Source organism: Duganella phyllosphaerae (assembly GCF_001758785.1).
Lineage (GTDB): Bacteria > Pseudomonadota > Gammaproteobacteria > Burkholderiales > Burkholderiaceae_D > Rugamonas > Rugamonas phyllosphaerae.
On the sequence record NZ_LROM01000048.1, the window covers coordinates 53,412 to 66,215 of the forward strand.

At 65.6% G+C, this 12,804-nt stretch carries 9 protein-coding genes; 8 read left to right on the top strand and 1 reads right to left on the bottom strand.

Features of this window, described 5'->3' with window-relative positions; all coding sequences use genetic code 11:
- The first annotated feature begins 321 nt into the window (after positions 1-321).
- The 5 genes from DUPY_RS03760 to DUPY_RS03780 are packed head-to-tail and all read left to right on the top strand — an operon-like array spanning position 322 to position 9,582.
- Positions 322-3,180, top strand: coding sequence for a TonB-dependent receptor (locus tag DUPY_RS03760; protein WP_070246507.1), 2,859 nt, complete (start codon positions 322-324; stop codon positions 3,178-3,180).
- Entirely contained in the window at positions 3,177-4,334 is a 1,158-nt protein-coding gene (locus DUPY_RS03765) for a glycoside hydrolase family 88/105 protein (RefSeq protein WP_229255227.1), read from the top strand. Before DUPY_RS03760 ends, DUPY_RS03765 begins: the two co-directional genes overlap by 4 nt.
- A gap of 12 nt (positions 4,335-4,346) precedes the next feature.
- Positions 4,347-5,630 (top strand): DUF2264 domain-containing protein, encoded by a 1,284-nt coding sequence (locus tag DUPY_RS03770; protein WP_070246508.1) that lies wholly within the window; start codon positions 4,347-4,349, stop codon positions 5,628-5,630.
- Position 5,631: 1 nt separating this feature from the next.
- Positions 5,632-8,007, top strand: coding sequence for a beta-galactosidase (locus DUPY_RS03775; protein WP_070246509.1), 2,376 nt, complete (start codon positions 5,632-5,634; stop codon positions 8,005-8,007).
- A gap of 60 nt (positions 8,008-8,067) precedes the next feature.
- Positions 8,068-9,582: a GGDEF domain-containing protein gene (locus tag DUPY_RS03780; protein ID WP_070246514.1), complete on the top strand. Its 1,515-nt coding sequence runs from the start codon at positions 8,068-8,070 to the stop codon at positions 9,580-9,582.
- Here DUPY_RS03780 and DUPY_RS03785 read toward each other — a convergent pair.
- Complete coding sequence (locus DUPY_RS03785; RefSeq protein ID WP_070246515.1) at positions 9,554-10,309, bottom strand: AraC family transcriptional regulator; 756 nt, start codon at positions 10,307-10,309, stop codon at positions 9,554-9,556. The genes DUPY_RS03780 and DUPY_RS03785 overlap by 29 nt on opposite strands.
- 133 nt (positions 10,310-10,442) lie before the next feature.
- Here DUPY_RS03785 and DUPY_RS03790 point away from each other — a divergent pair, with 133 nt between their 5' ends.
- The 3 genes from DUPY_RS03790 to DUPY_RS03800 are packed head-to-tail and all read left to right on the top strand — an operon-like array spanning position 10,443 to position 12,756.
- Positions 10,443-11,372, top strand: a complete 930-nt coding sequence (locus DUPY_RS03790; protein WP_070246516.1) for a 4-hydroxyproline epimerase — start codon at positions 10,443-10,445, stop codon at positions 11,370-11,372.
- A 5-nt stretch (positions 11,373-11,377) separates the two neighbouring features.
- On the top strand, positions 11,378-12,487 hold the full coding sequence (locus tag DUPY_RS03795; RefSeq protein WP_371851733.1) for an NAD(P)/FAD-dependent oxidoreductase: 1,110 nt from the start codon (positions 11,378-11,380) through the stop codon (positions 12,485-12,487).
- Positions 12,484-12,756 (top strand): (2Fe-2S)-binding protein, encoded by a 273-nt coding sequence (locus DUPY_RS03800; RefSeq protein ID WP_070246511.1) that lies wholly within the window; start codon positions 12,484-12,486, stop codon positions 12,754-12,756. Before DUPY_RS03795 ends, DUPY_RS03800 begins: the two co-directional genes overlap by 4 nt.
- Positions 12,757-12,804: the final 48 nt, after the last annotated feature.

The window sequence follows — 12,804 nt, forward strand, 5'->3', positions numbered from 1 at the left end:
TGCCGTGACATTTACCCCACACCGGCTATAGAAAATTTGCGTTCACCTATACGAAGTCGTCATACCTCGGTGCGCAATTGCTCACGCCCTTGATTGTTTCGTGACGATACGATCAGCAGCGGTATGCGACTGCAAGTCACTATCCCAGTCAACGCCGCAGCTATGGGGCAATTACGCACTCAACAGCGCGCTCACGGTGCCACCATTTTTCACGCAACACCGTCGCCCTCGGCTGTTGCCGTATGTTCGGCAGGTGACTTAGTCTTGATAAAGCCGGGCACTGCCCAGGCAGCCCAGACGTCAAACACTGAGGATATAAAAATGAAAAAGAAAATACTGGAGACCGTGATACCGCTGGCCCTGGCGGCCATGTATGCGCCAACGGCGCTGGCGCAGCAAGCCGCGCCGGCAGCCCCCACCAGCGAGGCGACACCGCCGGCCGAAGCCAAGGTCGATACCGTGGTAGTGACCGGCTTTCGCTCCAGCCTGCAAAAGGCACTGAATCTGAAAGCCCAGTCGATCGGCGTGCGCGATTCGATCGTGGCCGAGGACATCGGCAAATTCCCCGAGGCGAACGTCGCCGAATCGCTGCAACGCGTGCCAGGTGTGATCCTCGAGCGCGACGACTCGTCGGGCGAAGGCCAGCGCGTGTCGATCCGTGGCCTGCCGTCCGATTACTCGGTCACCACCCTGAACGGCGCGCCGATCAACACCACCTCGACCTCCACCATCGGCAGTGCGCGGCGCGGCTTCAACTACGACGTGTTCGCGTCCGAACTGTTCGGCCGCGTGGACTTCTATAAATCGCCGCTGGCCGAACTGACCGAAGGTGGCCTGGGCGGCGTGGTGGACCTGCAAACTCCGCGCCCGTTCGACAACCCCAAGCGCACCATCCGCTACGGCCTGACCGACACCTACAACACCAACTCCAAGAACCACGATCCGAACGGCTTCGCGCTGTACTCGAACACCTGGGACAACCTGGGCTTTTTGGTGGGCGTGTCGCACTCGGGTAACGTCAACACCCGTTCCGGTTTCGAGGCCACCGGCGGCTATAACAGCTCGTTCAACGGCAGCCAGAATCCGGTCCAGGGCAACTTCGCATTAAAACTCGATTACGACGATCCGCGCGCCAACCTGTCGGGCTACACGCGCGAGCAGATCGACAAGGCGCTGCTGCCGCGCATCTACCGCTTCTACGGCTCGGAAAACGAGCGCACGCGTGACGGTCTGGTTTCGTCGCTGCAATACAAGACACCGACCGTCAACGTCAGCTTCGACACCATGTATTCCAAGCTCGAGAACACCCGCAAGGAAAACGTGTTCGGCATCCTGATCCGCAGCACCGCCACCACCAACCGCGCCCTGCCCGCCGGCGCCAACGGCAACAACGGTTTGATCCCGGTGAACGTCAAGATCGATCCATCGAGCAACCTGCTGACCGGCACCTTCGCCAACACCACCTACAACGGCGGCGCCATCTACACCGAAGATGAAACCGAGTTCGGTTACGGCGCCCTGAACGGCAGCTGGAAGGTCAGCGACAAGTTCACCCTGACCGGCCAGGCCAGCCTCAATCACAGCTCGGCCACCAGCGCCACCGGCCAGCTGGCCGGCTACATCTACGGCGCCCAGTCGACCATCGACTACGGCAGCGACCACGTGTATCCGTCGATCTCGTCGCCGACCAGCTACACCGATCCGAACAACTGGAGCGGTTTCACCATCGGCACCGGCTGGACCAAGGAAACCGACAAGGGCAAGCAGGCGCGCGTGGTGGCCGACTGGGACTACGACCTGCCCGGCGAGTGGACCGGCAAGCTCAAGGCGGGCCTGGTGTATGTCTCTACCGGCAAGGATGTCAACAAGCGTAACGGCACCGCGCTGGCCACCGCCCAGCTCAACCGCATCGGCGCGGCCGGCCTGCGCAGCGGCATGACCAGCCAGCTCCCGATCGACAACCTCGACATCGGCGGCGGCTGGCCCAAGGCCTGGAGCACATGGGACAGCAACTACTTCTACAACAACTTCAACCCGAACACCTACAACCCGGCATCGACCTTCACGCCGTCGCAAAGCTTCGCTGCCGAAGAAAACGTCAAGACCGGTTTCATCCAGTCCGACTTCAAGGGCAAGATCGGCGAGCGCGAACTGCGCTTCAACGCCGGCGTGCGCTACTCGAAAACCGACACCAAGATCGACAATTTCAAGCAGCAGGGCACCAGCCTGGTGTACGGCGCCAACCACGAGCAGGGTTCGTACAGCAATGTGCTGCCATCGGTCAGCGCAGCGTTCGACGTGACCGAGAACCTGATGTGGCGCGCGTCGTGGGGCAAGACCATCACCCGCGCCTCACTGTCGATCATCGCTGCGCAAACCGTGATCCCGAACCAGTTCGACAACTCGGCCACGTCGGGCAATCCCAACCTGCGCCCGCAGCAATCGAAGAACCTCGACACCGGCCTGGAATGGTATTTCAAGCCGGGCAGCCTGCTGTCGGCGGCGATCTTCCAGAAGGATTTGACCGACGCCACCGTGGCCAACACGCGCCTGGTCACCTTTGGCTCGCTGGGCCTGCCGGACACCGCGCTGGGACCGTTGTTCCAGGACGCCAGCGGCCGCGTGGACCCCAACCTGGCAATGACACTGCGCAGCTACACCAACGCCGGCAAGCAAAAGCTCAAGGGCTACGAGCTGGCCTACCAGCAGGCGTTCAGCTTCCTGCCCAAGCCGTTCGACGGCATGGGCGCGCTGGCCAGCTACACCCATATCGATCCCTTCAACAGCGCCAGGTGGGTGACCAACGCCGGCCGCGAGATCGAGGTCAACTCGGTGCCGAAGTACGCCTACAGCACCACGCTGTACTTCGAGCAGGGCCCGCTGGCCATGCGCATGTCCTATAACTACAAGGGCAAGGCGCTCAACGGCGACAACCCGCGCAACCTCGGCGACGACCTGATACGCTGGCGCGCGGCGCGTGGCTACCTCGATGCCAACATCAGCTACAAGATCAGCGAAAACCTGGAGTTCCGCGTCGACGCACTGAACCTGTCCAACACGCTGGCCTACGATTACTTCGAGGACGCCAGCGGCCAGTACGGCAGCGGCAAGAAAACCCGCATGGACTATGCAAAATATGATGGCCGCACCATCAAGTTCGGCATCCGGGGGAAACTGTGATCAGACGTTCATTCATTGCAGGCGCAGTCGCGCTGCCATTGACGCTGGCATTGGCCGGCTGCGCCACTGGCAATGCCAATGCGCCGGCCATCGACACTTCCGAGCAGGAGGTGCTCGCCATCATCACCAAGGTCAACGACTACTGGCAGGCGCGTGAAAAGCCGCAGCAGTGGGCATTCTGGGACATCGCCGCCTACCACACCGGCAACATGGAGGCCTACCAGGTCACCGGCAATGCGCGCTACCGCCAGTATTCGCAGGACTGGGCTGTGCACAATGCCTGGCAGGGCGCCAAGTCCACCGACAGGAGCAAGTGGAAGTACCAGTATGGCGAAACCGACGAACACGTGCTGTTCGGCGACTGGCAGATCGCCTTCCAGACCTACGCCGACCTGTATCAGCTCGACGCGCAAAAAGATCCGCGCAAGATCGCCCGCGCGCGCGAGGTGATGGAATACCAGATGAGCACTGCGCAGAACGATTACTGGTGGTGGTCGGACGGCCTGTACATGGTGATGCCGGTGATGACCAAGCTGTACAAAATCACCGGCAATCGGCTCTACCTGGACAAGCTGCACACGTACTTCGAGTATGCCAACAGCATCATGTACGACAGCGACGAAAAGCTGTACTACCGCGATGCGCGCTACGTGTACCCCAAGCACAAGAGCGCCAACGGCAAGAAGGACTTCTGGTCGCGCGGCGACGGCTGGGTGTTTGCCGGCCTGGCCAAGGTGCTGCAAGACCTGCCGCAGGACGACCCGCACCGAGCCGAATACGTCGCCAAGTACCGGGGCATGGCCGAGGCCTTGAAGAAAGCGCAAACGCCGGACGGCTACTGGACCCGCAGCCTGCTCGACGCCGCCCATGCACCGGGGCCCGAGACCAGCGGCACCGCGTTCTTCGTCTATGGCTACCTGTGGGGCATCAACCACGGCGTGCTCGATCGCGAAGAATACCTGCCGGTGGTGCGCCGTGGCTGGAATTACCTGTCCAAGGTTGCGCTGCAACCCGATGGCAAGATAGGCTATGTGCAGCCGATCGGCGAGCGGGCGATTCCGGGCCAGGTGGTGGACCAGAATTCGACCACGCCGTTCGGTGTGGGGGCCTATCTGCTGGCGTCGTCGGAGATGGTCCGCTTGCTCAGAAAATAAAACGGAGACACGATGGAACGACGTAATTTCATACAGACCCTGGCTGCCGGTTCGGCGGGCGCCATGCTGGGCGTGGCGCAGGTGGCCGGCGCCGCCACCAAGCCAGTACCGGCAGCAGCGGCCAAGCCGGTAACGGACAAGTCGCGTGCCGAACTGGCCGCGCTGGCGCAGAAAATGAGCGAGCCGGTGCTGTCAAACATGGCCGCCGGCACCCTGAAGAAAAACTTCGCGCTCGAAGTGAGCCCCACCTGGGATGGCCGCGACAAGGGCGTGGCCTACCTCGAATGCTTCGGCCGGCTGATCGCCGGCATCGCGCCGTGGCTGGCCCTGGCCGACGACGGCACGCCGGAAGGCCGCACCCGCAAGCGCCTGCAGCAAATGGCGCTGCAAAGCTATACCAACTCGGTCGATCCCGCCAACCCGGACTACCTGCTGTGGAAAGGCCCGGGCCAGACCCTGGTCGATTCGGCCTACTTCACCAATGCGCTGATGCGCGCGCCGAAAGCACTGTGGGAGCCGCTCGACGCTACCACAAAGCAGCGCATCATCGCCGAGATCAAGTCGCTGCGCCGCATCGAGCCGCCGTACATCAACTGGATGCTGTTTTCCGCCATGAACGAAGCGTGGCTGATGTCGATCGGCGAAGAATTCGATCCGCTGCGCATGAACGTGGCGATCCGCAAGATCAACGAGTGGTACGTGGGCGACGGCTGGATCAAGGACGGCGACGCCTTCCACTTCGACTACTACAACGCCTTTGTGATGCACCCGATGCTGGTCGAGATCCTCGATGTACTCGACGATAAAAAGGGCGCGTTCTGGAACGGCAAACCGGACGAGCTGCGCGCACAGGCGGTCAAGCGCATGCAGCGCTTCAGCGAGCACCTCGAGCGCTTCATTTCCACCGACGGCAGCTTCCCGCCGATCGGCCGCTCGCTCACCTACCGCACGGCGGCGTTCCAGCCACTGGCGCTACTGGCGCTGCGCAAGCAGCTGCCGCAAAGCCTGCCCGAAGGCCAGGTGCGCGCCGCGCTGCAGGCGGTGCACAAGGCGGTTTGGACCGCCCCCGGCAATTTCACCAGGGACGGCTACCTGACCATCGGCTTTGTCGGCCACCAGCCCGAACTGGGCGACTGGTACTCCAACAACGGCAGCATGTACATTGCCTCGGCCAGCCTGCTGCCGCTGGGCCTGGCGCCTACCGACACCTACTGGACTGCCCCTGCGCAGGACTGGACCCAGAAAAAAGCGTTCGCGGGCGCCCGCTTCCCCAAGGATTACCCGGTAAACTATTAAGATGACGACCTACACACCTATCACCTCCCCCGGCCGCCGCCGCGTGCTGCGCCGGGTGGCAGAACTCAGTGCCGCCGCCGGCGGCCTGCTGCTGCCGTTTGCCGCCACCGTGCATGCCGCCGGCTCGCCGCGCTTCGCGATTACCGACACCGACTTCACGCTCGACGGCCAGCGCCTGCAAATCCGCTGCGGCGAGATGCACTTTGCCCGCGTGCCGCGCGAGTACTGGGGCCATCGCCTCAAAGCCATCAAGGCCATGGGCCTGAACACCGTGTGCGCCTACCTGTTCTGGAACTACCACGAATGGCGCGAAGGCAAATACGACTGGGCCGGCCAGCGCGACGCCGCAGAGTTCTGCCGCCTGGCGCAGCAGGAAGGCCTGTGGGTAATCCTGCGCCCGGGTCCATACGCGTGCGCCGAGTGGGAGATGGGCGGCCTGCCATGGTGGTTGCTCAAGCACCCCGGCGACAGCTTCCTGCGCACCCGCGACGCTGCCTTCATGGCGCCGGCGCAGCGCTGGATGAAGGAAGTGGGCCGCGTGCTGGGCCAGCAGCAGATCACCCACGGCGGCCCGATCCTGATGGTGCAGGTCGAGAACGAATACGGTTTCTTCGGCGAAGACCTCGACTACATGCGCGCCATGCGCCAGGTGCTGATCGACGGCGGTTTCGATGTGCCGCTGTTCCAGTGCAATCCCACCAACGCCGTGGTCAAGACCCACATCAAGGAACTGTTCTCGGTGGCGAACTTCGGCAGCGATCCGGCGGCCGGCTTCAAGGCGCTGGACCAGGTGCAAAAAGGCCCGCGCATGTGCGGCGAATATTATTCCGGCTGGTTCGATACCTGGGGCTCGCCGCACAAGCGCGGTCCGGCCGACCGCGCCGTGGCCGACATCCAGAACATGCTCAAGATGAACGGCTCGTTCAGCCTGTACATGGCGCACGGCGGCACGTCGTTCGGCCTGTGGGGCGGTTGCGACCGGCCGTTCCGGCCCGATACCAGCAGCTACGACTACGACGCGCCGATCAGCGAGGCAGGCTGGATGGGCGAAAAGTTCCAGGCCTACCGCAACGGCATCAAGCCATTCCTGCTGCCTGGCGAGACGCTGCCGCCGGCCCCCGCCCACAACCCGGTGATCGCCATCGCGCCGTTTTCGTTCAAGCAGTCGGCGTCGGTGTTTGCCGCGCTGCCGCCAAAGGTGATCAAGGCGGTCTCGCCACAGCCGCTGGAGGCGTATGACATCAGCCGTGGCATCGTCTCGTACCGCATCACCCTGCCCGCCGGTCCGGCCGCCACGCTGGAAGCGGCCAAGGTGCGCGACCTGGCCTGGGTGTACGTCGACGGCAAGCTGGCAGGCACGCTCGATACGCGCTACCGCCGCTTCAAGGTCGATCTGCCCGCGCGCAGCAAGCCGGTCACGCTCGAGATCCTGCTCTACACCATCGCCCGGGTCAACTTCGGCGTGGAGATCCACGACCGCAAGGGCATGCACGGCCCGGTCACGCTGGCCGGCCAGCCCCTGGAAAACTGGGACATCCGCGCCATCGATTTCGACGCCGACGCGGTGCTGCCGCCGCTGGCCTGGAAAACCGGCCGCACCGCCGGCCCGGCCTTCTGGCGCGCCAGCGTCGACGTGGCTACCACCGGCGACACCTTCCTCGACATGTCCAGCTGGGGCCAGGGCATCGTGTGGGTCAATGGGCGCTGCCTGGGGCGCTACTGGAGCATCGGTCCCACGCAAACCATGTACCTGCCCGGCCCGTGGCTCAAGCGCGGCGCCAATGAAGTGATAGTACTCGACCTGACCGGCCCGCAGGTGGCGCGCAGCGCCGGCCTGAAAACCCCGGTACTCGACCAGTTGAAACCCGACCGCGACCTGCCACGGCCACCGAGCACCGCGCGCGCCCAGCTCGATGGCGTGAAACCGGTGCACGAGGGCGAGTTCCAGCGCGGCGCCGCCACCCAGGACGTGATGTTCGCGCAGCCCGCCACCGGCCGCCAGTTCTGCCTCGAGTCGCTCGACGCCTTCGACGGCAAGCAGTTCGCCGCGATTGCCGAACTGGCCTTGCTGGGCCCCGACGGCAAGACGCTCAACCAGTCCAACTGGACCATCGCCTTTGTCGATAGCGAAGAGGTGAGCAAGGAAGACGGCGGCGCCCTGAACGCCATCAACGGCCAGAACACCGACCACTGGCACACGGCGTACAGCGGTAAAGCCAGAACCACCGGCCACCCGCACCGCATCATCATCGACCTGGGCAAGACCGACACCGTGGCCGGCATGCGCTACACGCCGCGCCAGGGACCGGAGGGCGTCACGGGCCGCATCCGCCACTACCGCGCCTACGTTGGCGACAAGTTGGTAGTGGATCGATAGCCACAGGCGGCGCGACCGGAATTTGACACCGGTACGCCTGCCGGGCAATCATCGCACATGATGATTGCCCGTTCCTTACGCCGGGGGCAGCCGGGCTGGCTGGTTTGCCTGTTGCTACCCCTGTTCCACTTCGCCAGCGTCAAGCTGACGTTCTTTTGCGCCGTCACGCCGGAAAACGCGGTGGTGGTGTGGCTGCCCAACGCCGTGCTGCTGGCGGCGTTGCTGCGCTTTCGCGGCCGTCGCGCGCCGCTGCTGTGCGCCCTCACCTTCGCCTCCGACGTCGCCGCCAACCTTCCAGCGTTCGGCTGGCAGATGGCGCTGCTGCTCAGCCTTGTCAACCAGCTCGAAGTTCTCACCACGTATGCCCTCATGCGCCGGTATGAAGCCTCGCCGCGCCTGCAGCGGCTGCAAGATTTCGTCAAGTTCTTCGTGGCCGGCCCGGTGTTGGCGGCCATGCTGGCCGGGCTGGCCGCCGCGCTGGTGCTGCAGCAGTATGGTTCGACCACGCCCTACTTCACGCTGGCGCGCCTGTGGTGGTTCGGCGACGGCCTCGGCCTGCTGATCTACACGCCGCTGTTGCTGGCGCTCTCGGGCCGCCATTACCAGCGGCTGCGCCTGACCCGCCTTGATGGCGCCATCCTGGCCGGCGCCCTGCTGCTGGCGGCAGCCGTGCTGTCCGCCCATGGCGGCGCAATCGACGGCGTGTCGGTCACGCCCACGCTGCTGCTGCCGGCGGCCGCCGTCATCGCCTTCCGCTTCGGGATGCGCCTGACCACGCTGTTCGTGGCGCTGGTGTCGCTATCCACCGCCATGATGATGACCACCGGGCTGCAGCCGTTCGGCGCCGTGCCGGTGCACCTGGAAGTGGTGCGGGCGCAGGAATTCATCCTCACCCTGGCCATGATCGGCATCGGCTTCGCGGTCCTGATCAGCGAACTGCAGTCGCGCGAGCGCGAGCTGGAACGGCGGGTGCGCGAACGCACGCGCGAGCTTGAGCGATCGAACCACCGCCTGACGGCCATGAACGCCACCGACGGCCTGACGGGCATTGCCAACCGCCGCCACTTCGACGAGATGCTGGCCGCCGAATGGAGCCGCGCCCGCCGCACCGGGCAGCCGCTGGCATTGGCGATGCTGGACGTTGACCACTTCAAGCAGTACAACGACTACTACGGCCACCAGGCCGGCGACAACGTATTGCGCCAGGTGGCGGCCGAGCTGACGCGGCGCGTGCGCCGAACCGGCGACCTGGTGGCGCGCTACGGCGGCGAGGAATTCGCCATCATCGCCCAGGCCGGCAACGAGGAGCACGCGCTGGCGATGGGTGGCCTGATCTGCGAAGCCATCGCCGGCCTGAAACTGACGCACCCGCACTCCCCGTTCGGGGTGCTGACGGTCAGCCTGGGCGTGGCGATCATCGTCCCGCACGACAGGCACTGCATCGCCGACTTCCTCCGCGCGGCCGATACGGCGCTGTACCGCGCCAAGCAGCTGGGACGCAACCGGGTGGAGCTGGCGGATACAGCTATTTCCAAGAGCGCCTGCTCTACAGCTGGCGGAATTGGGTGGGAGTGAAGCCTGTCGTAGCCTTGAACTGGCGGGTAAATGCCGAATGATCGCCATAGCCGCATGCCTGGGCGATCTCGGCCACGCTGGCGTCTCCGGCCAGCAGGCGCGACGCCGCTTCCACCCGGGTCTTGATGATCATCTGGCGCGGCGTGAGGTGGAAGATGCGCAGGAAGTAACGCTCGATCTGCGCCACCGACATATGGGCCGTGCGCGCCAGCGCCGCCAGCGGCAGCGGCTCGCCGTAGGCCTCCTGGATCAGGTTCACCGCCGCCGCCACCTTGCGGTAGGCGGGATTTTTCTTGTCCGCCATCGCCAGGTCGCGCGAGATGCCGGTCAGGCCCACGATGCGGCCCGCCGCGTCGCGCAGGGCGGTCTTGCGGGTGAGGCACCAGCCGGGATCGCGGCTGGGATACAGGTGCAGTTCCAGCTGGTCTTCGATGTCGTGGCCGCCGGCCAGCACCGCCTGGTCCTGCGCCAGGAAGGTCTGGCCGAACGGCGCCCTGAACAGCTCATCCGCCGAGCGCCCCAGCAGCGCAGACTTGTGCCGCTGACCGCAACGCTGTACCAGCGTCTGGTTAACCACAACGTAACGGCCGCGTTCATCCTTGACGAAAAACACCACGTCCGGCAGCGCGTCGAACAGTGCTTCGGCAAAGAACGGATCGGCGATGGTCCCAGCTACCATGCGGCGTGCAGCGTCGTGGTGACGGTTTTCGATGTCGTGATTGTGCATGGTGCCGATTGTGCCAGCATCGCGCCACATCGTCCCGCGATTTTTGGCAATTTTTACCAGTTGTGCAGATTTCGTCATCCATCATGCTTAGCCGATGCAAGACAGCGCAGGCCCGCAAGCCTACCATCGCGGCATGAAACTTATCTCGATTATCGATTCCCATACGGGCGGCGAACCGACCCGCCTGATCACTGCCGGCGGTCCGCAACTGGGCGCCGGCCCGCTGGACGAACGCCTGGCGCGCTTTCGGCAAGACTACGACAAGTTCCGCACGGCGGTGGTGTGCGAGCCGCGCGGCTCCGACGTGCTGGTGGGCGCACTGCTGTGCGAACCGCATGCGCCCGACTGCGTGGCCGGCGTGATCTTCTTTAACAACGTCGGCTACCTGGGCATGTGCGGCCATGGCGCCATCGGCCTGGTGGCGTCGCTCTCGTTCATGGGCCGCATCGGCGCCGGCCGCCACCGCATCGACACGCCGGCCGGCGTGGTCGAAGCGGTGCTGCACGACGACGGCAGCGTCACCATCGAGAACGTGCCCGCCCGCCGCACGCACCAGGCGGTCACCGTCGAGGTGCCGGGCCACGGCGCCGTCACCGGCGACGTCGCGTACGGCGGCAACTGGTTCTTCCTGGCCGACGGTCATGGGCTCGACATTGATATCGGCAATATCGAGGCGCTCACCAGCTACAGCGTTGCCGTGGGCGCCGCCCTGGCCAACGCCGGCATCACCGGCGACAACGGCGCGGTGATCGACCATATCGAACTGTTCGGCCCTTCGCGCACCGGCGCCGACAGCCAGAGTTTCGTGCTGTGCCCCGGCAAGGCCTACGACCGCTCGCCATGCGGCACCGGCACCAGCGCCAAGCTGGCCTGCCTGGCGGCCGACGGCAAGCTGGCCGAAGGCGCTGTGTGGAAGCAGGAAAGCGTGATCGGCAGCGTGTTCGAAGCGTCGTACCGCCAGCTCGACGGCAAGCTGGTGCCGTCGATCCGGGGCCGGGCCTGGGTCACGTCGCAAGCGCACCTGGTGCTCGACCCGGACGATCCTTACGCCTGGGGCATTTGATGAACGTGATCGACGGCGATGTCGACGCCATCGTCATCGGCGCCGGCATCGTCGGCGCCGCCTGTGCCGATGCGCTGACCGAGCGCGGGCTGCGGGTGGCGGTCATCGAGCACGACACGGTCGGTGGCGGCGCCAGCGCCGCCGGCATGGGCCACCTGGTGGTCATGGACGACAACCTGCCCGAACTGGCGCTCACGTCCTACTCGGTGTCGCTGTGGCGCGACCTGGTGGGCGACCGTCCGCAACGCCACGAATACAGCGACTGCGGCACCATCTGGGTGGCCGCCGACGAAGAGGAACTGGCGGTCGCACGCACCAAGGCGCATACGCTGTCCACCTTCAACCTGGACTGCACCATGCTCTCGCCGGCCGAACTGTATGCGCGTGAGCCGCAATTGCGGCCGGGTCTTGCCGGCGGTCTGCTGGTGGCCGGCGACGGCCTGGTGTACGCCCCCAAGAGCACGCGCCTGCTGCTCGACCGCGCCATGCGCCGCGGCGCCGTGACCCGTCGCGCGCGCGTGACCGCCATCGAAGACCACGCGGTGGTGCTGGACGACGGCGCCCGCTGCGAGGCGCAGCACATCGTGCTGGCGGCCGGCACCGGTTCGCGCGCGCTGCTGCCCGAGCTGCCGGTGCAGCCTAAAAAGGGTCACCTGGCCATTACCGACCGCTATCCGGGTTTCGTGCGGCACCAGCTGGTGGAGCTGGGCTACATCAAGAGCGCACATGCAGCCAGTGGCGACTCGGTGGCCTTCAACCTGCAACCGCGTCCCACCGGCCAGATCCTGATCGGATCCTCGCGCCAGTTCGACACCGTCGATCCGGCGGTGGAGCCGGCCATGCTGGCGCGCATGCTGCGCCACGCCGCCACCCTGACACCGGCGCTGGCCGACCTCCACGTGCTGCGCTGCTGGACCGGTCTGCGCGCCGCCACCCCGGACGGCCTGCCGCTGATCGGCCCCTCCAGTGCGCGGCGCGGCCTGTGGCTGGCCACCGGCCACGAAGGTCTGGGCATCACCACCGCGCTGGCCACGGCGCAGCTGCTCGCCGCGCAAATGCAGGGCGAAAGTTCGCGCATTCCTTATCACCCCTATTTACCGCACCGCTTCCAATGACCGCCGCCAGCTCCAGTTTTGCCTTGACGATCAACGCGCGCACCATCGACGTGCCGGCCGGCGTGACCGTGGCCGCCGCCATTGCGCTGGCGTGCGACGGCGTGGCCTTGACCCGGCGCGCGGTGGGCGGCGCCGCGCGTGCTCCCCTGTGCGGCATGGGCGTGTGCCACGAATGCCGCGTGACCATCGACGGCCGCGCCCATCAACTGTCGTGCCAGACGCTATGCGCGCCCGGCATGCGGGTGCAAACCCTGGGGGGTGCGGCATGAAGCATTTCGATGTGCTGGTGGTGGGCGCGGGACCGGCGGGCCCGGCGG